This is a genomic window from Allobosea sp. 05T439 (assembly GCF_056396005.1).
Window position 1 is genome coordinate 1 of sequence record NZ_JBFTKP010000009.1, and the last position, 23,211, is coordinate 23,211.

21 protein-coding genes, 3 tRNA genes and 1 pseudogene are annotated in these 23,211 nt (G+C 64.0%); 9 read left to right on the top strand and 16 right to left on the bottom strand.

All coding sequences use genetic code 11. The features are described 5' to 3' along the window. The 10 genes and pseudogenes from AC1DIO_RS12360 to AC1DIO_RS12405 all read right to left on the bottom strand — a co-directional run. A partial coding sequence (locus tag AC1DIO_RS12360; RefSeq protein ID WP_476853460.1) for a GTP-binding protein occupies positions 1–323 on the bottom strand: 323 nt, incomplete at its 3' end. 291 nt (positions 324–614) lie between these two features. Further along, entirely contained in the window at positions 615–1,301 is a 687-nt protein-coding gene (locus tag AC1DIO_RS12365; RefSeq protein ID WP_441506141.1) for a hypothetical protein, read from the bottom strand. Positions 1,302–1,427: 126 nt separating this feature from the next. After that, complete coding sequence (gene pncB, locus AC1DIO_RS12370) at positions 1,428–2,720, bottom strand: nicotinate phosphoribosyltransferase (RefSeq protein ID WP_441506142.1); 1,293 nt, start codon at positions 2,718–2,720, stop codon at positions 1,428–1,430. Positions 2,721–3,643: 923 nt separating this feature from the next. Beyond that, positions 3,644–5,080 (bottom strand): HlyD family type I secretion periplasmic adaptor subunit, encoded by a 1,437-nt coding sequence (locus AC1DIO_RS12375; RefSeq protein WP_476853461.1) that lies wholly within the window; start codon positions 5,078–5,080, stop codon positions 3,644–3,646. Between the two features lie 119 nt (positions 5,081–5,199). Beyond that, on the bottom strand, positions 5,200–6,912 hold the full coding sequence (locus AC1DIO_RS12380; RefSeq protein ID WP_441506144.1) for a type I secretion system permease/ATPase: 1,713 nt from the start codon (positions 6,910–6,912) through the stop codon (positions 5,200–5,202). Between the two features lie 600 nt (positions 6,913–7,512). After that, a complete protein-coding gene (locus tag AC1DIO_RS12385) occupies positions 7,513–9,018 on the bottom strand; it encodes a hypothetical protein (protein WP_476853462.1) in 1,506 nt (501 codons plus the stop codon). A gap of 174 nt (positions 9,019–9,192) precedes the next feature. Beyond that, positions 9,193–9,682: pseudogene (locus AC1DIO_RS12390) on the bottom strand (DDE-type integrase/transposase/recombinase); the annotation flags it as partial. 82 nt (positions 9,683–9,764) lie between these two features. Further along, positions 9,765–9,838: transfer RNA gene (locus AC1DIO_RS12395), tRNA-Gly, on the bottom strand. A 50-nt stretch (positions 9,839–9,888) separates the two neighbouring features. Beyond that, positions 9,889–9,973: transfer RNA gene (locus tag AC1DIO_RS12400), tRNA-Tyr, on the bottom strand. Positions 9,974–10,159: 186 nt separating this feature from the next. Beyond that, entirely contained in the window at positions 10,160–10,720 is a 561-nt protein-coding gene (locus tag AC1DIO_RS12405) for an AAA family ATPase (protein ID WP_441506146.1), read from the bottom strand. A 130-nt stretch (positions 10,721–10,850) separates the two neighbouring features. Here AC1DIO_RS12405 and rlmB point away from each other — a divergent pair, with 130 nt between their 5' ends. Further along, positions 10,851–11,654: a 23S rRNA (guanosine(2251)-2'-O)-methyltransferase RlmB gene (rlmB, locus tag AC1DIO_RS12410; protein WP_441491377.1), complete on the top strand. Its 804-nt coding sequence runs from the start codon at positions 10,851–10,853 to the stop codon at positions 11,652–11,654. A gap of 3 nt (positions 11,655–11,657) precedes the next feature. Here the strand turns inward: rlmB and AC1DIO_RS12415 are convergent, their stop codons facing one another. Continuing rightward, on the bottom strand, positions 11,658–12,143 hold the full coding sequence (locus AC1DIO_RS12415) for a hypothetical protein (RefSeq protein ID WP_441491378.1): 486 nt from the start codon (positions 12,141–12,143) through the stop codon (positions 11,658–11,660). 323 nt (positions 12,144–12,466) lie between these two features. On the opposite strand from AC1DIO_RS12415, the gene AC1DIO_RS12420 reads away from it, so the two are divergent. From AC1DIO_RS12420 to AC1DIO_RS12440, 5 genes are all read left to right on the top strand, one after another. Beyond that, positions 12,467–14,143 carry an MFS transporter gene (locus tag AC1DIO_RS12420; RefSeq protein ID WP_441491379.1) on the top strand — a complete coding sequence of 559 codons (1,677 nt, stop codon included), beginning with the start codon at positions 12,467–12,469 and terminating at the stop codon, positions 14,141–14,143. Between the two features lie 119 nt (positions 14,144–14,262). Next, positions 14,263–14,337: transfer RNA gene (locus tag AC1DIO_RS12425), tRNA-Thr, on the top strand. Between the two features lie 86 nt (positions 14,338–14,423). Then, positions 14,424–14,900 carry a hypothetical protein gene (locus AC1DIO_RS12430; protein WP_441491380.1) on the top strand — a complete coding sequence of 159 codons (477 nt, stop codon included), beginning with the start codon at positions 14,424–14,426 and terminating at the stop codon, positions 14,898–14,900. Between the two features lie 202 nt (positions 14,901–15,102). After that, a complete protein-coding gene (locus AC1DIO_RS12435; protein ID WP_441506148.1) occupies positions 15,103–15,972 on the top strand; it encodes an MBL fold metallo-hydrolase in 870 nt (289 codons plus the stop codon). 136 nt (positions 15,973–16,108) lie between these two features. Further along, positions 16,109–16,882, top strand: a complete 774-nt coding sequence (locus AC1DIO_RS12440; RefSeq protein WP_441506149.1) for an NAD kinase — start codon at positions 16,109–16,111, stop codon at positions 16,880–16,882. Between the two features lie 18 nt (positions 16,883–16,900). On the opposite strand, the gene AC1DIO_RS12445 is transcribed toward AC1DIO_RS12440, so the two are convergent. After that, positions 16,901–18,115, bottom strand: coding sequence for a DUF2336 domain-containing protein (locus AC1DIO_RS12445; RefSeq protein ID WP_441506150.1), 1,215 nt, complete (start codon positions 18,113–18,115; stop codon positions 16,901–16,903). Continuing rightward, positions 18,112–19,179, bottom strand: coding sequence for a lytic transglycosylase domain-containing protein (locus AC1DIO_RS12450; RefSeq protein ID WP_441506151.1), 1,068 nt, complete (start codon positions 19,177–19,179; stop codon positions 18,112–18,114). Before AC1DIO_RS12450 ends, AC1DIO_RS12445 begins: the two co-directional genes overlap by 4 nt. A 137-nt stretch (positions 19,180–19,316) precedes the next feature. Here AC1DIO_RS12450 and AC1DIO_RS12455 point away from each other — a divergent pair, with 137 nt between their 5' ends. Together AC1DIO_RS12455 and AC1DIO_RS12460 are read left to right on the top strand one after the other, a co-directional pair. Beyond that, complete coding sequence (locus AC1DIO_RS12455) at positions 19,317–19,814, top strand: MaoC family dehydratase (RefSeq protein WP_476853463.1); 498 nt, start codon at positions 19,317–19,319, stop codon at positions 19,812–19,814. A gap of 4 nt (positions 19,815–19,818) precedes the next feature. After that, on the top strand, positions 19,819–20,697 hold the full coding sequence (locus AC1DIO_RS12460; RefSeq protein ID WP_441506152.1) for an HpcH/HpaI aldolase/citrate lyase family protein: 879 nt from the start codon (positions 19,819–19,821) through the stop codon (positions 20,695–20,697). A gap of 42 nt (positions 20,698–20,739) precedes the next feature. Here AC1DIO_RS12460 and AC1DIO_RS12465 read toward each other — a convergent pair whose 3' ends face one another. The 3 genes from AC1DIO_RS12465 to AC1DIO_RS12475 are packed head-to-tail and all read right to left on the bottom strand — an operon-like array spanning position 20,740 to position 22,111. Beyond that, positions 20,740–20,886: a hypothetical protein gene (locus tag AC1DIO_RS12465; protein WP_441491387.1), complete on the bottom strand. Its 147-nt coding sequence runs from the start codon at positions 20,884–20,886 to the stop codon at positions 20,740–20,742. Between the two features lie 45 nt (positions 20,887–20,931). Then, entirely contained in the window at positions 20,932–21,537 is a 606-nt protein-coding gene (locus AC1DIO_RS12470; RefSeq protein ID WP_441506153.1) for a flavin reductase family protein, read from the bottom strand. A 4-nt stretch (positions 21,538–21,541) separates the two neighbouring features. Beyond that, the gene (locus tag AC1DIO_RS12475; RefSeq protein ID WP_441506154.1) at positions 21,542–22,111 is read right to left on the bottom strand and encodes a nitroreductase family protein; all 570 of its coding nucleotides are present in this window, start codon (positions 22,109–22,111) and stop codon (positions 21,542–21,544) included. A gap of 195 nt (positions 22,112–22,306) precedes the next feature. Here AC1DIO_RS12475 and AC1DIO_RS12480 point away from each other — a divergent pair, with 195 nt between their 5' ends. Continuing rightward, entirely contained in the window at positions 22,307–23,203 is an 897-nt protein-coding gene (locus AC1DIO_RS12480) for a hypothetical protein (RefSeq protein ID WP_441491390.1), read from the top strand. Positions 23,204–23,211: the final 8 nt, after the last annotated feature.

The window sequence follows — 23,211 nt, forward strand, 5'->3', positions numbered from 1 at the left end:
GCCGACACGACCAGGATCGCGCCGTCCATCTGCRCCGCACCCGTGATCATGTTCTTCACGTAGTCGGCGTGGCCGGGGCAGTCGACATGCGCATAGTGACGGTTCGCAGTCTCGTACTCGACGTGAGCCGTCGAGATCGTGATGCCGCGGGCCTTCTCCTCAGGCGCCTTGTCGATCTGGTCATACGCCGTGAACGACGCACCGCCAGACTCGGCCAGAACCTTCGTGATCGCAGCCGTCAAAGACGTCTTGCCATGGTCAACGTGACCAATCGTTCCGATATTGCAGTGCGGCTTCGTCCGCGCAAACTTCTCTTTGGCCATGACACCTTTTCCTCGACGACGGCCATCCCCGGCCGGAAAACGGGGTCGCATTAGGGGGTTTTGCGCGTCGATGCAAGCTGTGGCGGGCGAGATGACGCCAGCCGCGCACCGCGTCACCCCAACCGCATGCGTCCTGCGCACAGGGCATCGTCACGAGACCGCCGCCCTCAGTGAGCCGGCACTGGAATCTGTTCGCGAGAAAGCTCCCCGTCCGTGGCCTTGGCGAGCAACCGCAAGCCGGCCAAGGCCGGAGCCCCTAAATGCCCCTCACGAACCACGCCCCCGCCACGGCTACTCGCGCAGGAGCCAGGCGGAAAACGACGCGGAGGCACTGTCGATCGCCTCATACGCTGGATCACCCCGGATCTGGTCGGCAATKGCGAGCGCAGCAAACCCGATGAGGATTCCCACGGGCGTGGCAGGCACKACCGCAGTCGATGCAGCCCTGACGCCAGTCAGGTTAGGGTATTGCGTCAGCGGCCGCCCCGTCACCCCATCGAGCACGATCACGTCCGCGCTGAAATTCGCCTGCCCACCGGGAGCTATCAGCGACCTCACCACGACCTTCAGCTTGGCCGCGTGCTTGCCCGAAGGCTGTTCGGTAAAGCGCTTTCGGAAGCTGTCGCGAGTGATCTGCGCCAGCGTGCTGTACATCTGCGTCCGAGCAGCCGCGCTCCGGCTGAGAGCCATGAATTTCTCATCCCACGCAGCCTCCTCCTGCGTCGGCCCATTGCCCGCTCCGGCAGGATCACGCCCCAGGGAAACGGGACGGGTCGATGCCGGCCTCTGCGTGCCGGCATAGGCCATTCCAGCCTTCGGCCAGACTATGGCTGTCTGGCCGTCGACGGGCTTTGGCGTTTCGACGATAACGTCGACGATCCTGAGATCGCGTATCTCCGAGAAGGTCAGTCCTCGGTCCGGCGTAACGCAGCCGGCAAGCGCCGTGCCCAGAACGGCTGCAAGCAGAAATCGAATCACGGCGTCGAAATGCCCCCTGCGCAAAATGCGACTGGCGGGCGTTAACGATCCCGAAATCATCGCGCCAGTTGAACCAAGGTATTGGGCACGCAGGAAAACCGCCCCCGTGCCGGCACTCGCCTCGCCCTATTGCGAAGATACGGCGTGCGCCCCGAACACCCGCCGATAGCGGCCGACTTCGCCTGGCTCGCCCGAAGCCTTGTCGGGATTGTCGGAGAGCTTCACCGCCGGTTGGCCGTTCACCCGCGTCACCTTGCAGACCAGCGACATCGGATCGAGCGCGCGCGAACCGTCCGGCGAGCATCCGACGAGATCGTTGGTGAGATCGGTGCCCCAGCCGAAGGCCATGCGCACCTTTCCATCGAAATGCTGGTAGACCCGTTCGATCGCGGCGACGTCGAGCCCATCCGAGAAAACCAGCAACTTTTCGCGCGGATCGCGCCCCTTCTCGCGCCACCAGGCGATGATCTGCTCGCCGGCGGCTATCGGCGGGGCACTATCGGGACGGAACCCAGTCCAGTCCGCAACCCAGTCGGGCGCACGCCGCAGGAAATCGGTGGTTCCGAAGGCGTCAGGCAATGCGATCAGCAGATTGCCACCATAGACCTTGCTCCATTCCTCGAGCACACGGTAGGGCGCACCCAGCATCGTCTCATCGCTGTCTGCCAGCGCCGCGAGCACCATCGGCAGCTCATGCGCGTTGGTGCCGATCGCCTCGAGATCATTGTCCATGGCGAGCAGCACATTCGATGTGCCCGTGAAGCGTGGGCCGAGCCCCTCCTTCAGCGCCTCCACGCACCAGCGCTGCCAGAGATGCCCATGGCGGCGCCGCGTGCCGAAATCCGAGAGGCGCAGTTCCGGCAACTGCTGCAGACGCTCGACCTTCGCCCACATCTTCGCTTTGGCGCGGGCATAGAGCACATCGAGCGAGAAGCGCTTCTGACCAACCATCACCCGGCGCGCACGCAACTCGTTGATGATCGCCAGGGCCGGCACCTCCCACATCGTGCTGTGCGTCCAGGGGCCGCTGAAATGCAGTTCGTACTGGCCGTCCACCCGCCTGAGCTCGTATTCCGGCAACTGGAATTCGGCGAGCCAGGCCAGGAAATCCGGCGAGAACATCTGCGTCCTGCCGTAGAAGCTGTTGCCCGCGAGCCAGATCAATTCCTTCTTGCTGAAGCGCAAACCGCGGGCATGATCGAGCTGCGCCCTGAGCTCGTTCTCATCGACAAGATCGGCAAGCCGGATATGGCGGGACCGGTTGATCAGCGAGAAGGTGACTTGCACATCCGGATGAAAGCTCCGGATCATCTGCAGCATCAGCAGCTTGTAGAAATCCGTATCGAGCAGGCTGCGAATGATCGGGTCGAGCCGCCAGCCGTGGTTGTAGGTTCTCGTCGCGATATCGGTCAGGGTCATGCGGCGCGCGTGTCCGTGCGGCTGAAGGGCCGAAAAGAACTAGGCGAGATCGCGAGCCTTGAACATCCACCCGAATTCGCGTCGGGGGCGAGCGGCGTGCAGGGCAAAGCCCGGCCGCAGGCAAACGCTCTGCACGCAAATGGTGATCCCGCAGAAGCCAAAACGGGGCGGCCGCGCCATCCTCGCGCTGACGCAAGTCTCGTCGAAGGCGAACCTGCCGCAGGCAGCAATGTGCGGGGTCAGGGCTAGGGGCACCACCAGACATGGCGGGCGGCGTGCGTCCKCCCCTCGGCTAGTTCCTAATAGCGCTTCGCATAATAGCCCGAGGACGAATAGACCGACTGGCATTCAAGCCAGTACATGGATTGAACTGTCCGATTGACCGGAATCGCGCAGACAGGAGCAAGCTGCGCAGCCCTCTCTTGCGTCACCTGGCAGCCCGACAACACAATCCCGCAGGCGATCAGCAGGCATGCCCGTTGAACCGTTCCCATCGTCMTGTCTCCTGTTGCGAGCTATATTCGACAGCTTCGCCGCCAACAGATCCAATTTGTCCTGTTACCCGGCAGTGCGATCTCGATAGCCATGCGAGGCACAGTAATTTCTTAGATAGACGTTTTCTCCGCCGAAGTTGAGGGATCTATCGTTCGATAACTCCACATTTTTTCGATATTCCACGCTGCGGCACCCGCCCGCGCGCCGAAACGTCATCGTGTCCTGTTATCGATAGAGAACAGGCCGGGACCTGACCATCCGGGCCGGACATGGTCCGGCTCGGCTGTCGACCCCGGGCAGACACCAGTCAACGATGACGATGCAGGGCGAACGGAAGGTTCTTCTGCTTGTCTTCTATCTTCTCGTCGAGAAGAGCATCAAACCGATCATAGTCGAGGCGAAGCTTTCCGAAAAACTCGCCCCCCGTGTCAGCGCTCGATAAAGGCACGTTGCAGTTGATCGGAGATCGGCTTCAGCAGGTAGCTCATCATTGTGCGGCTCCCTGTCTGCATGAAGACCTCCGCCGGCATCCCCGAAACGAGCGGCGAGTCGGCCAACCGGCGACGTTCATCGTTAGGAAGGGCGACCCTCACCGTGAAAAACGGAGCATTGGTCTGCTGGTCGCGGCTGATATCGGCAGAAACATACGATACGACACCCGTCAGCTGCGGTGTCACACGTTGGTTGAAGGCGGAAAAGCGGATGAACGCCTTCTGACCCGACCGCACCTGGTCGATGTCGTTGGGCTGGAGCCGCGCCTCGACCTGCAGATCGTCGGAATCCGGCACGACTTCCATGACCGTGTCGCCGGCGCGGACGACACCGCCGATCGTGTGCGCGGCAAGCTGGTGAATCACGCCCGAGGTCGGTGCACGAATATCGATCCGGTCGAGGAGGTCTCGCGCGGAAACGCCACGCTCGACGAGCTCGGCCTCCTTGCCCCTGGCCTCGCCGAGTTCCTTCACGACATCGGTCCGAAAGTCCTGATCGATCCTTACGATCTGAAGCTGTGCCTCGCCGATTTTTGCCTTTGTCTCGGCGATTGCCGAGATCAGTTGCCCCCGCTCGCCCTCGATACGTGCGGATTCTCGCTGCAGGGTCGTAAATCGCGTCAGCGGCACAAGCTTCTTGTCATACAGCGTCTTGATTCCAGAGAGTTCGCCCCCGATCAATTCCAGCTGGCTTGCCTTGGATTTGAGCTGGGCATCGAGGCCTGAAATCTCTTCGCCAAGCTGCGCGACACGACTTTGCAGCAAGTCCTTCTGGCTTTGCCGCGCATTCGCACGAGCCTTGAACAGCGACTCTTCCGACGCCAGGAGCGCGTTGACACCGGTCTCTGCCGATCGCGCGGCCATCTCGGGCGGCGTTTCGATCTGCGCGTGAGCGTCGCGCTCGGCCATCAGCCGTGCAATCCGAACCCGGAATTCATCAAGCTGCTTGCTCACCACCTGGAGACTCGCCCGCGCCTGGGTTGCATCCAGTTGCAGCAGCAGATCGCCAGCGTTCACCCGCATGCCATTATGGACCGGAATCTGCGCGACAATTCCGCCGGTCGGATGCTGGATCGCCTTGACGTTCGATTGAACGACCAGATTGCCGGGAACGGCGACCGCGCCGGCCAGCGGMATCAATGCACTCCACGCACCGATCAAGACTCCGCCACCGATCAAAACCCGAAGGCCAATCCTGAGCTCGCGGTTGAACGCGCGTTCGACCCGCGACGCCAGAGTATCATTCCGGGCATCCGCCGTGCCAGCCGTCAGCTCGGCGCGGCGCCTGTCGATCAATCGGTCACTTGCCGGCGTAGCCGCGGCGTCGCTTCCCCTGGGGGGAACAGTCGATCGGGATGTATCGATATGCAACATTTGCCGTTGAGCTCCATTGGCCGACGCGACATGGGCTGGCACGGGCGCCAACGGCGTCGGGTCGACAGGTGCGATGGGCGGGCTGAGATGCGCCGGAGGCTGCGTGGGGCCACTGCGGTTCACGAGGGAACGACCTCGGCAACCTGTGTCTGGCCAATCTGGTTCGCGCTTGACACTGTCGCAGGTCGGCGCGTTGCCACGGTCTTCTCTGTGTGAACGCGCGCAAAGATCTCGTCGCGGGGGCCGAATGCAACCGTCTTGCCCTCGTGGAGGACCATCGCCATGTTCAGTTCGGAGAGAGCGCTGGGACGATGCGAGATGACGATGACAATGGATTTGTCGCGACGCAGGATCTGAATGGCGCGCGCTAATGCGCCTTCCCCCTCCGCATCAAGATTGGCATTGGGCTCATCGAGCACGACGAGGAACGGATCACCGTAGACCGCGCGCGCCAATCCAATCCTCTGGCGCTGCCCCGCCGAGAGCGACATGCCGCCTTCGCCGATGCGCGTTGAATATCCCTCCGGCAAACGCAAGATGATGTCGTGCACGCCCGCTATCTGCGCGGCCTTCAAAATGGCCTCGGACGTCGCCTGATCTTCAAATCGGCAGATATTTTCTGCGACGGTGCCGTCGAACAAGGCCACATCCTGCGGGAGATAGCCGACATGACGCCCCAGGTCCTCATTGCGCCACTGATCGATCGCTGCGCCGTCAAGCCGCACCACGCCATTGCTGACCGGCCAAATTCCGACCAGGGCCTTCGACAGCGAGGTTTTTCCCGATGCGCTCGCGCCGAGAAGCGCCAATCCCATGCCCGCCGTGAGCGAAAATGAAATATGCGAGACGATCGCTTTATCCGTGCCTGGTGCGGTAACGGCGAGGTCCTGAACCAGGAGTTCGCGGTAAGGGCGCGGGAGCATCACCGGTGGCGCGGGAGGAGCAGCGGTCACCTTGAGGATTTCGCGCAAGCGGGCAATGCTCTGACGCGCAGCGACAAGTTGTTTCCAGGTGCCAAGCGCCACCTCGATGGGCGCAAGCGCCCGCCCCATCATGATCGACGAGGCAATCATGATGCCCCCCGACGCCTTGTCGGTCACGACGAGATAGGCGCCGATGCCCAACATCCCGGATTGCAGCACGTAGCGGAGAACCTTCGCAGCTGATCCGAGATTGGCATAGACGTCGCTGGCCCGGCCATTTTCGCGCAGACAGCGTTCATTGGCCTGCGACCAACGCGCCGTGAATCGGTCCTGCATTCCAAGCGCCCGGATCACTTCGGCATTTTGCCGGGTCGCATCCGCCAGGACCTGGCGCTGCGCGCTGCTGTCCATGGCGGCCCTGGCTGCCCCACGCGACACGCGCTCGGTCAACACTGTCATCGCAATGATGGCAACGGTCCCAAGCACGGCCGTGACGCCAATCGCCGGATGGAACAGAAACAAGGCGATGATGAAGATCGGGATCCACGGCATGTCCAGGAACGCCGTCGGCCCCATGCCCGACATGAACGCCCGAATCTGATCCAGATCGCGGAGCGGCTGCTGCATCAGGATGGGCTTCACGCCGCGCAGAGGGAGCGTGGCKAGCGCGGTGTGGATCGCTTCCTGCAGGCCGACATCGAACAGCGTTCCGACGCGGGAGAGCATGCGCGAGCGCAGCGCGTCGGCATAGCCTTGAATGAGATAGGCCAGCAGAACCACGAGCGAAAGACCAAGCAAGGTCGCGATGTTGCGGCTCGGGATCACCCGATCATAGACCTGCAGCATATAGAGTGAGCCAGACAGCATCAGCAGATTGATCACGCCGCTGAACACGGCGATTCCGGTCATGCGACGCGCACTGTCGCGCAACCCGCGTGCGACCGGATCGTCAGATGCCGGTATCGAGCGCCCCTCAGATATCGTGCCGGATTGAAATATCTCTGGTCCGTAGCTTTGAGCGAGACTCATGCCTCTTCTGCGCCTTTTTGTCCGGCCGATACGTGTCGGCGATCACATGTGCTTGACGGGCGATACCGCCCCATTTTCCGGCAAGAATGCGCCGGTTCCCGTCAAGCCGCGCGGCGCGATGAAGCGACCGCCATGAGCGAGACACAGAGCCGGCTCGGGCAATCCAAGGCAGGTCGGCTAAGTCGAGTTTGCCTGAACGCGGCAGGTTGGCCGTGAGCAGGAGAGGCCACGAAGCGCCGGACATGTCGGAACCACAGACCGGCTTTCAAGGCAAAGGTGTCGTTGCCGGCGCTGAAAGGCGACGGGACGCTTCCGGAGTTGGCGCGGCAGTTCGACGTCCGCGCCAATCAGATCACGCAATGGCGGGGGCAGCGCTGCTTTCGGGCGCCAACAATGACGTCCTCCCGTCTGCGGCCGCTCGGCCGAGTCGGCTTCCAACACCATGGATGAACCAGGAGTTGGAAGCCTGCCCGCGCGACGTCATCCCCACATGTGATGGAGATGATGTGCCGTATCGACAATCGGTGAATGATGGATGTCGGCTGTCGCGTGATCGTGTGACGAAGGCGGGGCAGCGTCAGCGACCGTACCCGGAGGTGTCGGCGTTGGTTTCGGATCAGCGGCTGCGGTCGCGGGCGCAGTGACCGCCGTCGACAGCACCTGGGCCACGGTCAGGCCATCCGGGTTGAAATGGCCGCCGGTTATCGGAATGTTGTTGCCACCCACGTCTGCGGCATTGTCGTGGATGACCTCGGCAGCTGCCGTGACCAGGGCAGCATCGCCGGTCTTGAGACCTTTGATCATCGCATCGACTTCGGCCCCGAGCGTGCTGCTCGGTGTCAATTCATTGTCGAAGCGTGCCCCGAAGATCCCACCCTGCGCCAGATCGAACTTGGTTGCGTTCTTTTCGAAGGTTTGAAACTCGCTGATCAGGGCATTGATCGCATGCGTATCGCCCGATCCGACAAGTTGTTCTGCCCGCTGGCCCAGCGAGTTGCCTTGCGCGATGAAGTTTGCCCAGAAAGCCGTTTGAGCGGCATTGTCCTGATATCTCGGGGTTGGATTGAGAGCGTCAGGAAATTGGGAAAAGCCCGATACGCCTCCCTGGCTGGCCAAACCAGCCAGATTTGCATCCCCCTGGATGATATCGATCATGTCCAGGATATTGTCGTTGCTGCCCCGGCCGGCGTCCGGGTCGATGCCAGCCTGGTTGATATAGGTGATTTCGAGTTGCGCCTGCCTCATGACGGTGTCGGCATKAATGCCGGTGAGACCCTCGAACTGCGCGGGCTGCGCGTCGATCAAATGCTTGAGGCCGCTGACGACGGCGTTCATGTCACTGGTGATGATCGCCTTGTTGTCCGAATTGACACCGCCGAGAATGCGATTGGCCGCATCGTTGAAGATGGCACCGATCTCGGCCAGGGTGGCATGAGGCGCAGTCGCCGCAGTCACGCCGTCGGGTAGCGTCTCCGGCGCCGCGAGAAATCCGGTCGCGCCATTCTGCGTGGCCAAGGTCGAAAGCGTGTGATCGTTATTGACGGTATCGAGGATTTCGAGATGGCTTGCACGCAGAGCAGCCTCGGCATTTGCGACGCTGCCGAATGATCCGCCGMCATTCACGGATGCTGTCGCGGCCGAAAGCGCGGTCGTGATATCGGACAAGACCGTCTGGATATGCGTGAGCGTGTCGCCGGAAAATTGACCTGCCTTTATCTCGGACTGGAGACCGCTCTCCACCGCTTTGAGGTCGTCCACATATCGCACCACGCTGCCATGGCCTTGGCCGCCTTCCTCGACTGCGTTTTGCCATAGGCCGCCAACGAGCGCGCGGGTCGCGTCGTTGAACGTGGCGCCGAGATCCGAAAATTCCGGAGCAGATGAGGTGGGGGGAGTGGGCGTCTCGGGCGGTTGGGGCGGATTGTGATCACCGTGCTGGTGATGGTTGTCGTGTCGTTGATGCGTATCATGCGCGAAGCGAGCCAAGGCGGTCTTCCCTCTCTCTGGGTGCCGTGAGCGATAGCCACGGGTGGGGGAGCGTCGTGTACCAAAACGGTACGAGGCGGCCGGAAGATTGTTTACCTTCATGGCGTCAATCAGCCGAGATCGAGGCTAATCTGCGCAGAAGCAAAGGCGATTGGCCGACGAACTTGTGGCGAGCCAGGTCAGATACCACCTGATCGAGGCGCGAGCCTCGGACACGCCGCCATGGGCGCGCAGATGGACCTCTTCAACTTTCATTGATCGCCGGAGGCGTTAGACGAAGACGTTGGCGCGCCAGGCGTCTCTGCCGTCCATGCTGATCTTGACGCTGGCGCCGATAAGCAGAGCGGTGAACTTCCGGCTGGTGAACCGCGGACCTGATGCGTGTTGGCGATGTCAGGCTTGCCATGGCGAGCCATCGCTTCTTCGACCGTCTCGATGCAGAACGCGACATCCATGGTGATCGACAACGCCCGGCCAGAACCCGGCGTCTGAACCAATCGACGACAGCCCTCAGGTAGACGAAGCCGCGCGCCATGGGGATGTAGGAGACATCCATTTCCCAGACCTGATTAGGCCGCGTAACCGGCTGCTTGCGCAGAAGGTGGGGGAAGATCTTGTATCCCGGCGCCGGCTTCGAGGTGTTCGGCCGGCGATGGAGCACCTCGCCGTGTTCAGGCAGGAGCTACACTTATCCGACCTGTCTGGATGCACCGAGCCGGCTCTTCGCCATTCTGAGGCGAGAGTGTTGGAGCGGGTGAAGGGAATCGAACCCTCGTATTCAGCTTGGAAGGCTGCTGCTCTACCATTGAGCTACACCCGCGCCGGGTGCGACACCGCCTGAACGGCGACATCAACATAGACAGGACACGGTGGTGGGGGAAGCAGGACTCGAACCTGCGAAGGCATAGCCAGCGGATTTACAGTCCGCCCCCTTTGCCGCTCGGGACATTCCCCCGCCGTGTCGTGGACGCGCGCCGTGAAGCAACGTTGTCCAAGCGCMTGTTTCACTTTCGTGACGGGCAACAGGTGCGGGCGGACTTATGGTGACCGGGCTCCGGCGTGTCAACGGCAAAAAGCCGGTTCACCCACGTTTCCTTGTATCCGTCCCCAGCCCCTTTCCGGGGCCGGCATGGCCAGAGCCTCAGAAACCAACTGTAATCCAAGCCTCGATGAAATCCGCGCGCGCCTCCACGCTCAACCGCGGTACCTCGCACAGCCGGTAGCCATAATCGTCATAGGCCGCGACCATCGCCTCGTAGGTTCGCTCAGCCTCGGCGAAATCCTGCTTGCGCTCCTCGTCCTGCCCAAAGATCTCGCGCCAGGGCGGCGCGACGAAGACCTCGCTTCGGTAGCGGAACCGTCTTGCCGCGTTGTCCACATGCGCGGGAACACCAAGTCCCGAGAGCCTCAGATAACCCGCGATATCGGGAACCCCTCGATCAAAAATGACCAGCCCGGCCTGCTCCCTCGCAGCCTGATGGGAACGCAGCTCCCAACTCAGCATCAGCTCGGCGAAGAGCTCGCGATCGGCCCAGGGCAATGCCTGTCCCTCGATCGCCACCTGATCGCGAATGATGGCGCGGCCGGCTTCCGGAGACGTCGCAAATCCTCGCTTTGAGAGCGCCTCGATCAACGTCGTCTTGCCGGAACCGGGCCCACCGGTAATCACGACGAAGCGCTGGATATCCTCGGTCCTAGCCATCCCGTTCCCTCTCAATCCCTCTTGCCTGCGACAGCGTCCGCTGCTGCTCGACACCGAAAATCCGTCGTCCGGGCTGGCAAAGCGCCGCCCGCCGTGGCAGGGCATGGGCCGTCACGCTTCGGAGGTCCCCATGCCCGCGCCGTTCCGCCCCAAGCCGGCCAGGCCCGGCGGCAAGCCCTTCGCACGCCGCGACCGCGATGCCGGCCCCCCGCCACACCGGCCCGGCGATATCGACGAGGCCGTGCTCTACGGCGTCCATCCGGTCATCGAGGCACTTCGCAATCCCAATCGACGCTTTCGACGCCTCCTCGCCACGGAGAACGCCCTGAAGCGGCTGAGCGAGGAGGTCGGCACGCTGCCGCTCGAACCCGAGCTGGTCCGCCCGTCCGAGATCGACCGCCTGCTCACTCCAGATGCCGTGCATCAGGGCCTCTATCTGGTCTGCGATCCCCTGCCCTCGCCTGATCTGGACAGCCTTCCCGACGATGCGATCGTGCTCGCGCTCGACCAGATCACCGACCCGCACAATGTCGGAGCGATCCTGCGATCGGCCGCCGCGTTCGGCGCTGCCGCGGTGATTGTCACGATTCGCCATTCTCCGGCAGCAACCGGCGTGCTGGCAAAATCGGCATCCGGCGCGCTCGAGCATGTTCCGCTGATCGCCGTGCGCAATCTCGGCGATGCGTTGGATCAGCTTGGCAAGCGCGGCTTCCAGCGAATCGGCTTTGATTCGGAAGGGGCGACTGCCTTCGACGAAATCGCCCTGCAGCGGCCACTCGTCATGGTGATGGGTGCGGAAGGGAAAGGCCTGCGTCAGCGCAGCCGCGATCTCTGCGACCATCTCGCAAGGCTGGAAGTGCCGGGTGCGATCACCAGCCTCAACGTCTCAAACGCCACCGCGATCGCGCTCTATGCGGCAAGCCGGCGGCGCTGACACTCAGCGCCGGGGCACATTGCGGATGCGGGCGCCGTCCTCGTCGCGGGCATAGCTCCCCTGCTCGCCGACACGGATGATGCGCACAATCGGCCGCTGCCGTGAACCTTCCAGCCGGTAGATCACCGGCTCGGGCGTCGGGGGCTGCGGAATCCCCACCATCACCGGCGTATAATCGCGCGAGCGATCGATAGTCCGCTCTGCCTCGCGCTCCTGCAGGATCACGGTGTCGCGGCCGAAATCGGAGGGGGAATACCAGGGGCCGCCGATGAACCCCGGGTTGCCCAGGAAACGTCGGGCACGATCATGCCGGAATATCGGTCCATTCTGGCGCGCCAAATGCCGAAAGCCAGGAGCCATTCGCGGCGCAAAGGACGGCGGCCCGGCCGGCGCGAAAGCCCTGCCTGACCCAGCTGCCACAACCTCGCTGACCGGGCTCAGGAAAACCAGGAATGCCAGCAGCGGCAACGTTGCATGGATGCGCGGCATCAGCGCGCTCCCCTTCCCCGCATCATGTCGGCCTCGCGCTGACTATAGGACAGTCAGCGCCGCACTGCCAATCCGGGAAAATCCGCCGCGTGCGGGAACGAGGGAAAGACCTCTACGCCTTAAGTCTTACGTCGAACGATGCAAGACCAAGTGCTTGATTGCACAACATTTCGCGTCAGCGCATTCCTGTGCAATTGCCGGATTGGTGCAAGCGAAACTTCACCCGGCAGGCAGTGGCATCGTGTCGCAAGAAATCGAGCCACAGGGAAACGGGCGGCCCGGGGGATAGTCCCGATGCCGGGCATTATTCAGGGGAGAACGCCATGAGCATGGCAGCACAGACATCGGGGGCTGCGGCGACGCGACGCCCCATGACGAAGGAAGAGAAGCGCGTCATTCTCGCTTCGTCGCTCGGCACCGTCTTTGAATGGTACGACTTCTATCTCTACGGTTCGCTCGCCGTGATGATCGGCGCGCATTTCTTCTCGGCCTTCGATCCGAATACGCGCGCCATCTTCGCGTTGCTCGCCTTCGCCGCCGGCTTCCTCGTCCGCCCCTTCGGTGCGCTGTTCTTCGGCCGCCTGGGTGATCTTATCGGCCGCAAATACACCTTCCTCGTCACGATCGTGATCATGGGCGCCTCGACCTTCCTGGTCGGCCTGCTGCCGAGCTACAACTCGATCGGCTGGATCGCACCGGTGATCCTGATCGCGTTGCGCATGCTGCAGGGCCTGGCGCTCGGCGGTGAATATGGCGGCGCAGCGGTCTATGTCGCCGAGCATGCGCCTCCGGGCCGTCGCGGCTTCTACACCTCCTGGATTCAGACCACGGCGACGCTCGGCCTGCTGCTTTCGCTGATCGTCATTCTCGGCATCCGCACCACCATGGGTGAGGCCGAATTTACTGCCTGGGGCTGGCGCATTCCATTCCTGGCCTCGATCTTCCTGCTGGCGATCTCGGTCTGGATCCGCCTGCAGATGCAGGAATCGCCGGCCTTCAAGAAGATGAAGGAAGAGGGCAGCGGCTCGAAAGCACCGCTTTCCGAGGCCTTTGGCCAGTGGAAGAATGCGAAGATCGCGCTGCTGGCGCTGTTCGGCCTCACCGCCGGCCAGGCCGTCGTCTGGTACACCGGTCAGTTCTACGCCCTGTTCTTCATCCAGAGCATCCTGAAGGTCGATCTCTATTCGGCCAACGTGCTGATCGCCTGGTCGCTGATCCTCGGCACCGGCGGCTTCATCCTGTTCGGCTCGCTTTCGGACAGGATCGGCCGCAAGCCCGTCATCCTGGCCGGCTGCCTGATCGCGGCGCTGACCTATTTCCCGCTCTTCGGCGCGCTCACCAAGGCAGCCAATCCCGGCCTCGCCGCAGCCCATGAGAACGTCAAGGTTCAGGTCGTCGCCGATCCTGCCAGCTGCGGCTCGGTCTTCGACCCGGTCGGCGTGCGCACCTTCACCCAGCCTTGCGATGTCGCCCGCCGCACGCTCGCCTCGCAGGCGATCCAGTACACCCAGGTCCCGGCCCCGGCCGGCACCGCGGCCAAGGTCACGGTCAACGGCAAGGATGTCGCGATCGATGCCGGCTTCGCCGCCAACATCGCCAAGGAAGCGGTCGCCGCCGGCTATCCCGCGGCGGGCGACGCCCGGATCGTCAAGACCGGCTTCATGAACGCGCTGTTCAACGCCCAGTCGCTGACCATCATCGGCATCCTGACGATCCTCGTCATCTATGTGACGATGGTCTACGGCCCGATCGCCGCCGCCCTGGTCGAGCTCTTCCCGACCCGTATCCGCTACACCGGCATGTCGCTGCCCTACCATATCGGCAACGGCTGGTTCGGTGGCCTGCTGCCGGCGACCTCCTTCGCCATGGTGGCTGGCACCGGCGACATCTTCTACGGCCTCTGGTACCCGATCGTGATCGCGATGATGACCTTCGTCATCGGCATGCTCTTCGTGCCCGAGACCAAGGATCGCGACATTCTCACCTACGACAACAACTGATCGGCCCATCACCGACAGGTACGAGCCCCGCCTCCCTGGAGGCGGGGCTTTTCTTTGGGCAAGCGGTAACCGATCTTGCCCTCGCCGCGCGCGGCTGGTAACCGCATCTGGCTGACCGGGCCGGATTAGCTCAGCGGTAGAGCAGCGGTTTTGTAAACCGAAGGTCGGGGGTTCAATCCCCTCATCCGGCACCACACATCTCTGGCTCGCTTCGCGCGACCGGTTAGCGGCACGAACGTGCAAGCGATGGTGTGAGAGCCTCCGGGCTGGGCGAACGGCCATGGACAGACGGGAACACTTGCTCGCGCTGGCCGAGCGTTGCGAGACGGCCGAAAAGCCCGATCGCGCGCTCGATGCCGATATCTATGAGGCGCTGGGCTTCACCGTACGGCGCAAGCCGAGCCATCTCGTCGGCCGCCGCACGCCCATGGGCGGCATCTATCAGCAGGGTTCGCTCTGGAAGGCGCTCGGCCTGGTCAGCGCTAATATCGACGTCGCGATCAACCTCCTGCGCCAGAAGGCTCCGGAGTGGAGCTGGAGCCTGCAATGCCTGGCCGAGGAGGATAGCGCTGCCTTCCAGGCCCTGGTCGCGGAATGTTCGGGCAACGCCATGCTCGGCTCATTGGCCCTTTGCGCGGCCATGCTGCGGGCCCTCGCACGTTATGACGGACTGCTGGCTGCCAGCGCCCCTTCGCACGACCAACGCATCCCCGCAGACGGCCAGCGCACCATAAACGCACCGCTCACGGAAAGTTGACCCCGCAACAATCCCGCGCGGTTGAAGCCCCCGAACCGGACGCTAGGCTGCTGCCCAGGCCGAAGACGCGCCTAGGGAGACTGCAATGCCGCCTTTTAGTCCGTCGCGCCGCACCGTGATTGCCGGTGCCGGCGCACTCGCTGTTGCCACCACGTTGGATTTACCCGCCGGGTTCACACCGGCTCAAGCGCAAGGAGCCCCCGTGAATCAGGCCCCCGGATACTATCGCTACAAGATCGGGGACATGGTCCTCACCGCGATCAATGACGGCTTCGCCCGTCGTCAGCTCGAGGGCTTCGTCCGCAATGCCGAACTCGCGGAGGTCAAGGCGGCGATGGCGCAGGCCTTCCTGCCAGCCGATGCCTTGAACATCACCTTTACGACGCTCGCCATCCAGAGCGGCGGAAAGCTCATCCTGATCGATACCGGCAATGGCGATTCGGGCGCGCCGACCTCCGGAACCTGGCTCGCCAATTTCCGTGCCGCCGGTTTCGATCCCAAGGATGTTTCGACGGTCGTCTTCAGCCATTTCCATGGCGATCATATCAACGGCTTCCGCCTGAAGGACGGCACGGCCGTTTTCCCCAATGCCGAGGTCATGGTCCCGGCGGCGGAATGGGCCTTCTGGATGGACGACGCCAAGATGAACGCCGCGCCCGAGGCCATGAAGGGGGCATTTGGCGGCGTGCGCCGCGTCTTCGGCCCTGTCTCCAAGGATGTGAAGCAGTTTGAGGCCGGCAAGGAGATCCTGCCGGGCATCACCGCCATCGCGGCGCCTGGCCATACGCCCGGCCACACCACCTTCGCGCTCAGCTCCGGCACGGCAAGGATGATGGTGATGTCGGACACGACCAACCACCCAGCCCTCTTCGCCCGCAATCCCGACTGGTCCGCGGTGTTCGATATGGATGGCCCGCAGGCTGCCGCCACGCGTCGCAGGCTGCTCGACATGGTCTCTGCCGACAAGATGCAGGTCGCGTTCTACCATGCGCCATTCCCGGCCACCGGCTACATCGCGAAATCGGGCAACGGCTTCGAGCTCGTGCCCGTGCAATGGACCACGTCCATCTGAGGCATGCGGCATCGTCGCGCATCGAGCCGGGGGCGACCCCGGCTCTTTTTATGCCTGCCCTGGCTCGCCCCTTCCGTCACCGCCGTGCTATGCCAACCGCTCCCTGCCCCTGAGCCTGGCTGATCCGGACCCCCTGATGACCGCGCGCTTCGCAGCCATCTCCTTCGTCGCCAGTGAGACGCCAGAGGCCGAAGCCGCGCTGGAGAAGCTCGTCGCGCGCTATGGCAATGCCGATTGCGACAGCGCCGATGTCATTGTGGCGCTTGGTGGCGACGGGCTGATGCTGCAGACGCTGCATCGCTTCATCGGCACAGGAAAGCCGATCTACGGCATGAATCGCGGCTCGGTCGGCTTCCTGATGAACGAGTTCCGCGAGCGAGGCCTGACCAAGCGATTGGAAGCCGCCCATCGCAGCATCGTCCACCCGCTTTCGATGCTCGCGATCGACGAGAATGGCCGGGAATACCGTGCCAAGGCGATCAATGAAGTGTCCCTGCTCCGGCGCTCCTACCAGGCGGCGAAGCTGCGCCTGTCCGTCGATGGCCAGGTGCGGCTGGAGGAACTGATTTCCGACGGTATCCTGCTCGCGACGCCTGCGGGCTCGACAGCCTACAATCTCTCGGCCAATGGCCCGATCCTGCCGCTCGATGCGCCTTTGCTGGCCTTGACTCCGATCGCCGCCTTTCGCCCGCGGCGCTGGCGCGGCGCCCTGCTTCCCGACCAGGCGCAGGTGATGATCGAGGTCCTGGAAGCGCCAAAACGCCCCGTCAGTGCGATGGCCGACCATATCCAGATCGACAATGTCGTCTCGGTCGCGATCGCGATCGACCGCAACATCGACCTCGTCATGCTGCACGATCCCGGCCACAGCCTGGATGAACGCATCCTGCGCGAGCAATTCGGCTACTGACCAGCCGGCGACGACGCCTCAGGCAGCGTTTCGAATATCCGCCTCGTCGAGTTCGACGAGCAGGGACGGATCGGCCTCGACCAGCAGGGCGAGCGCCGCATCATCTGCAAACGAATCCGCCATCAGCCGCGCTTCCTCGCGCGCCGCCTCGGCATCGAGCCGCCGCAGCAGACCGTTCAGCGAATCGGCCTCACTGCTTTCAAGGCTCTCGCAGCAGCTCATGACGCTGGCCATGATGGCGCGGTCGATGCCCTGCGTACCGCTCACCCGTTCGAAGCCGGACATGTTCAATGCGGCGATTGCTGCCGCAAAGGCCGGCAGCAACGAGCCCGGCATGCCGGCCTTCCGATACAGCCCCCGCAAGCTCGCGCCACTCCGGTCCCGGAGGATCGCCGACACGCGAGCGAGCGGCAGACCGGAAAGGGACGAGAACGCCGCCTCCGCCAGGGCCGGCTCTGCACTGAGGAGCGAGCGCAGCATCAACCCCGGCGTCAGCCGGCCGTTCTCGCGCAGGCACTCGACGATCGCAGGCGCATCGCTGTCTTCGCCGCCTGCTGCGAGAGCGACGGCAACCCGCTCGGTCGACTCGCGCGCCAGCCTTGCGCTGCGCTCCGGCGTCAGCCAGCCGCAGCCGGAGACGAAGCTCGCCAACGCATCCGACATCCGCCCTGCAATGGCCTGGCGTAGTCCTGCGGGCAGATCGTTTCGGGCAAGCAGCGCCTCGCGCAAGGCACCGGAGCCGCCCGCGCGCTCGAACATGCGCTCAAGCGAGAAACTCGGCATCCATGCGCTGCGATTGCCTGCCAGGGCCAGCAGCGCTTCCTCGCAGCCGACTTCGGCGAGTGCTGCCGCAACACTGGTCGGCAGGCACGGCCGCTGTGCAATCGCGCGTTGCGCCAGAGCATCCCCGACGGCAGCCGCATCGACCAGGTCCGCCTCGGACAGCACCGGTGAATGCGCCAGAACCAGTGCATTCACGTCGCTTTGCTCGGCGATGAGGTTGAGGATCAGCGCACGCGGCGCACGCGGCGAGGTCGCGACCTCCTCGGCGATGGCGCGGCGAACCAGGGGCGACGGATCGTCGATCAGGGCGATCAGCGCCGTTTCGGCCTCGCGGCGATCCTCGTCGGACATACCGGAGTGCAAATAGGCACCCGCAAGCGCGGCTGCGCCGGAGGCACGGGCTTCGGCATTGGCGGTCCGGGCCCAGAGCAGGAAACGGCGAACGATCATGTGCCGCTCCGCTCGACCATGAAGGCGGAAAGATCGAGCGGGGCACGACGCGGCTTCGCCGCGGACTTGGGTACGGTGTTCCCAGCCTGGGTCAGGTCGAGCGGGCGCGATGGCGGCAAGGGAGCAGTTGTAGCAGTCGGTGGGTTCGCGGGCACCGGTGAGGCGGACGGAGGAGACGGAGCGGCGTCGCTTGCGCCCTGCCGCGGGAAATAGCGGTCGGCCGGATCGAGCGCCGCCAGACGCGAAGCATCGCTACGCGGCGTCGTCCAGAGATTGGCCACCGCCTTGGAGACCGGCTGGCGCGAGCCCTCGGTCGAGAACAGCCCGATCAGCCCCTTGGCCCGGCCAGGCGCCAATGCGGCAGCAATCGGCACCGGCTGGTCAGTGCCGGCCGCGGAGTTGACGCTCCCGGTCGTGGTTGCTGCGGCAAGCTGCGTGTTGGCATGGCTCGCCGCCAGCACGCCGTAGACCTCCTGGGCCGTGCGGGCGCGGCCGGCCTTGTCGAAGAAGATGTTGCGATTGGCCGAAGCGGCCTCGGGAAAGTCCTTGGCTGCGACCCGCGTCGGATCGTTGCCGGCGGCGCGAATGAGGTCGCTCGCGCCACGCGAGCCGAGCACATGCGCCATGTAGAGTTCGCCGGCATTCGGCTGGCGACCGAGCGTCGAGGCAAGCTGGTCGCGGTTCTTCTGGGTCAGTGCCCCGGCCATGACGGCAGCCACCTGCGGATCATTGCGCAGTTGCAGGATCTTTTCTCGCGTCGCGGCGTCCGGCACGCTGAGCCGACCGGTCTCGTCGGCGCTGATCGCATTGGCGTAATTGGAAAGCCCCTGCTTCGGCCCCTCCTGCTTCACCATGGAAAGCCAGGTCTGCTCGATGAACTGGAACAGCCCGGTGGCGCTCGAGGTCTTGGCCTTCGCATCGGGATCAAGCGCCGATTCGCGCTGCGCCGTCTTCAGCAGGTAATCGAAACCGGCACCGCTCCGTTCGGCGCCGTCGCGAATGGCATTGACGACCGGATTGGCCGGTGCAGTCTCGCGCGTCGTAGGCGTAGTGAACAGGAACATGCAGACTCTCGGGCAGCCCGAGCGCAAGGTGCCGGAGCTCCTGTGGAGACTGCCCCGATTATGGTAAGCGAACCGTTAAACACGCGGAATCACCGAGCCGGCTTGAAGCGCCGGAATGCGGCATTGGAGGAGCGTTCATGACCKAGGTGAAACGGCACAAGCGCGGCGGGATCTATTTCGAGGATTTCCAGGTCGGCGCGGTCATCGAGCACGGGCTTACGCGCACCGTGACCCAGATGGACAACATGCTCTTCTCGAACATGACCTTGAATCCGCAACCTCTTCATATCGATGCGCATTTCTGCGCGACCGAGACGGAGTGGGGCAAGCCGCTGATGAACTCCCTGTTCACGCTGGGGCTGATGATCGGCATCTCCGTCAACGACACCACGGTCGGCACCACCATCGGCAATCTCGGCATGACCGACGTGACCTTCCCTGCCCCGCTCTTCGAGGGCGACACCGTGAACTGCGTCACCGAAATCGTCGGCAAGCGTGAGTCCCGCTCGCGACCCGATGCCGGGATCGTCGAGTTCCACCATCGCGCCTTTAAGCAGGACGGCACCCTGGTCGCCCAATGTCGCCGCCAGGCCTTCATGCGCAAACACCCCGAACCCACGACGATCGCGGTCTGACCGGATGCGTTCGCTCCTTTTCGTACCGGGCGACAGCCCGAAGAAGCTCCAGAAGGGCCTGGAGAGCGGCGCCGATGCGCTGATCCTGGACCTGGAGGATTCCGTCGCACTCGACGGTAAGGCCCAGGCCCGCACCATCAGCCTGGATTTCCTCAAGGCGGCTCGCCAGCAGGCGAAGCGGCCCCTCCTGATCGTGCGCATCAATGCACTCACGACCGGGCTCAGCGATGCCGACCTCGACATGATCATGCCGGGTGCCCCCGATGCGATCATGCTGCCGAAATCCGAGGGCGGCACCGATGTCTCGCATCTCGCCGCCAGGATCGCTGTTCGGGAGGCCGAATGCGAACTCCCGGACGGCGCGACGCGGATCATTCCGATCGCCACCGAGACCGGAAAGGGCATCTTCGGCCTCGGCAGCTATGCCGGCGCGACCCATCGGCTCGCGGCTCTGACCTGGGGAGCGGAAGACCTGTCCGCTGATCTCGGCGCCGAGACCAACCGGCTGAGCGACGGCTCCTATGCCGATCCCTACCGCCTTGCCCGATCGCTCACGCTCTTCGCCGCCGCATCCTCGCAGGTCGATGCGATCGACACCGTCTTCACAAACTTCCGTGATGCCGATGGCTTTCGCGCCGAATGCATCGCGGCTCGCCGGGACGGCTTCACCGGCAAGATGGCGATCCATCCCGCGCAGGTCCCGGTCATCAACGAGGTCTTCGCTCCAGCGCCCGAGGAGGTCGCCAAGGCCGAGGCCATCATCGCCCTGTTCGCGGCCAATCCGGGTGTGGGCGTGATCGGGCTCAACGGCGAGATGCTCGATCGCCCCCATCTTGTCAGGGCACAGCGCCTGAAGGGGCGGGCTGAGAAGCTGGGTCGATGAACCTGGGAAACCGATTCTGAAGAATCGGTTTCCCAGGTTCGATCAGGGAACGCGGATCTGGCGGCAGTTGCGCTGTGTCGAGGACAGGCAATCCTGCGCCTTCCGCGCGCGATCGAGTCCGAAGAGCAGCCAGATTCCGGCGCCAAGCAGCAGAAGCGTGGCGATGATCGCAAGCAGATTGACGGTCATTCGCCAGTCGTCATCCTCGTCCGGCGGCCGCGGCACGGGCCCTGCTCAGCCGCCGGTCGGGCGGATGATCGAGAACAGGTGGTCGACCTCGGCATAGTCCGCATAGCCGCAGCGGGCGATCGGATGGGCCGCCGCCGTGTCGAAACGTCCGTCCCGGACATAGGCGTCATCCATGAAGATCCCGACGACCTGACCCAGCACCATCCAGCGCGGCACCGGCTTGTCGTCGAGATCCTTGAGCTGCTGGATGGAGAGCAGCTTGCACTCGAGCGCGGCCGGGCTGCCGGCGACACGCGGAGCCTTGACGAATCTTGACTCGGCCATTGCGAGCCCGGAATGCTCGTATTCGCTCGCCCCGCGCGGCAGCGGCGCCGATGTCAGGTTCATCTGCTGCGCCAGTGCCTTGGTGACCAGCGAGCAGGTGAACTCGCCCGTCTCCTCGATGAAGGAAACCGCGTCCTTCTTGTCCTCGGAGGAGAACATCACGATGTGCGGCCGCGACGAGACGGCGTTGAAAAAACTGTAGGGCGAGAGATTGATCTCGCCCTTGGCACTCAGCGCCGTGATCCAGCCGATCGGACGCGGCGTCACGATCGCCTTGAACGGGTCGTGCGGCAGGCCGTGGTCCTGGAGCGCGGTCGAGTAGATCATCGGCTCAGGCCCCGTAATTGCTGACGATGTCGGCGAGCACCGGCCGGTCCCGGTCGGCGGGGACGGTTTCGGGCGTGCCGATATGGATGAAGCCTGCCATGCGCTCATCATCAGCGAGGCCGAACGCAGAGAGCACGTCGCGGTCGAACGAAAACCAGTTGGTCAGCCAGGAAGCACCGAAACCCATCGCGTGAGCAGCCACGAGGATGTTCATGCAGACGGCCCCGGCGGAAAGCTCCTGCTCCCATTCCGGAATTTTGACATGAGGCCGCGCACGCGAGACCACGCCGATGATCAGCGGCGCATGGGTCAGGCGCTTCCGCTCGAACGCCACCTTCTCGTCGTCGGCATCAGGATTCCTGGCGCGAAACACCTTTGCGACCACATCGGCGGCCGTCTCGCGGGCAGCGCCCTCGAACAGAACGAAGCGCCACGGCGCAAGCTTGCCGTGATCGGGCACACGCGTGCCAATGGTCAACAGGTCGCGGAGTTGGTCGGCGCTGGGGCCGGGAGCAGACAGGAATTGCGGCGGCACCGAACGGCGCAGCTTGAGCAGGGCGAGCGTATCGGTCATGAGACTTCCGGGCGAGAGAAACGGCCGGCAGAGCCTATGGGGCCGCCAGCGCTATTGGCATCTGAACTAGTGGTTTGCCATGAAGAGGACAAGCAAGCCTGCTCAGACGCGGGCGCAAGGGCGTCAAGGACCATGAGCATGTTTGAATTGGATCGTTTCCAGAGACGGGCCCCGACCAGCGCGCCGTGCGCGCGAATGCTCGCGCGCCTGTCATCGGCTGCCCTCGCGCTGCTCCTCTCCCTAACGGCTGCGATCGCACAGATCGTTCCGCTGTCACCCTCGCCACCGAATATCCCGGAGATCTCCCCCCCGCCGGCGCCGGGAAGCACCGCGACGGTCGGCTCGGCCAATCTCAGCGCCAGCGCGCAATTCGCTAATGACCGCAAGCCGATCCGCTCCGGCCTCGTCTGGCGCGTCCTCGTCGAGTCCGTCGACGGCTCGCCGCCACGCATCGTCGCCCGCTCGAATGATGCGGAACCGGTGTTCTCCCTCGAGCCTGGCTCCTATGTGCTGCACGCGGCCTATGGCTTCGCCAGCGGCACCAAGCGGGTGGTGCTCGGCCCGCAAGGAACGCGCGAACAGATTCCGATCAGCGCCGGCGGCCTCACCCTCGCAGGCTCGATCGGCGAGACACCGATCCAGGCGGCGCAGCTTTCATTCTCGATCTTCGTGCCGTTGCAGGGGAACTCGGAAGGTCGCCTCGTCGGCAATGCCAAGGCAGGCGAGCTGATCCGCTTGCCTGAAGGCACCTATCACGTGGTCTCGACTTACGGCGATTCCAACGCGATCCAGCGCGCGGATGTGACCGTGGAATCGGGGAAGGTCACCGACGCCACCCTGCACCACCGGGCCGCGCGGGTAACGCTGAAGCTCGTCGCGTCTCCCGGCGGCGAGGCCTTCGCCGGCACCGCCTTCAGCGTGCTTACACCCGGCGGCGACGTCATTCGCGAAGCCATCGGTGCCTTCCCGCAAGTGATCCTGGCCGAAGGCGACTACGTGCTGATTGCACGTCAGGAAGGCCAGATCTTCTCGAAGGACTTCAAGGTCGAGAGCGGACTCGATCGCGATATCGAGGTCATCGCCACGAAGTGAACCCGTCC

Bases quoted from the DNA above. Each gene is read 5' to 3' on its own strand.
- AC1DIO_RS12430 (WP_441491380.1), top strand. From the start codon at position 14,424: ATGGACAGACGGGAACACTTGCTCGCGCTGGCCGAGCGTTGCGAGACG.
- AC1DIO_RS12415 (WP_441491378.1), bottom strand. From the start codon at position 12,143: ATGCCGCGCATCCATGCAACGTTGCCGCTGCTGGCATTCCTGGTTTTC.
- AC1DIO_RS12480 (WP_441491390.1), top strand. From the start codon at position 22,307: ATGCTCGCGCGCCTGTCATCGGCTGCCCTCGCGCTGCTCCTCTCCCTA.
- AC1DIO_RS12460 (WP_441506152.1), top strand. From the start codon at position 19,819: ATGCGTTCGCTCCTTTTCGTACCGGGCGACAGCCCGAAGAAGCTCCAG.
- AC1DIO_RS12440 (WP_441506149.1), top strand. From the start codon at position 16,109: ATGACCGCGCGCTTCGCAGCCATCTCCTTCGTCGCCAGTGAGACGCCA.
- AC1DIO_RS12405 (WP_441506146.1), bottom strand. From the start codon at position 10,720: ATGGCTAGGACCGAGGATATCCAGCGCTTCGTCGTGATTACCGGTGGG.
- AC1DIO_RS12420 (WP_441491379.1), top strand. From the start codon at position 12,467: ATGAGCATGGCAGCACAGACATCGGGGGCTGCGGCGACGCGACGCCCC.
- AC1DIO_RS12470 (WP_441506153.1), bottom strand. From the start codon at position 21,537: ATGATCTACTCGACCGCGCTCCAGGACCACGGCCTGCCGCACGACCCG.
- rlmB (WP_441491377.1), top strand. From the start codon at position 10,851: ATGCCCGCGCCGTTCCGCCCCAAGCCGGCCAGGCCCGGCGGCAAGCCC.
- pncB (WP_441506142.1), bottom strand. From the start codon at position 2,720: ATGACCCTGACCGATATCGCGACGAGAACCTACAACCACGGCTGGCGG.
- AC1DIO_RS12450 (WP_441506151.1), bottom strand. From the start codon at position 19,179: ATGTTCCTGTTCACTACGCCTACGACGCGCGAGACTGCACCGGCCAAT.
- AC1DIO_RS12445 (WP_441506150.1), bottom strand. From the start codon at position 18,115: ATGATCGTTCGCCGTTTCCTGCTCTGGGCCCGGACCGCCAATGCCGAA.
- AC1DIO_RS12465 (WP_441491387.1), bottom strand. From the start codon at position 20,886: ATGACCGTCAATCTGCTTGCGATCATCGCCACGCTTCTGCTGCTTGGC.
- AC1DIO_RS12475 (WP_441506154.1), bottom strand. From the start codon at position 22,111: ATGACCGATACGCTCGCCCTGCTCAAGCTGCGCCGTTCGGTGCCGCCG.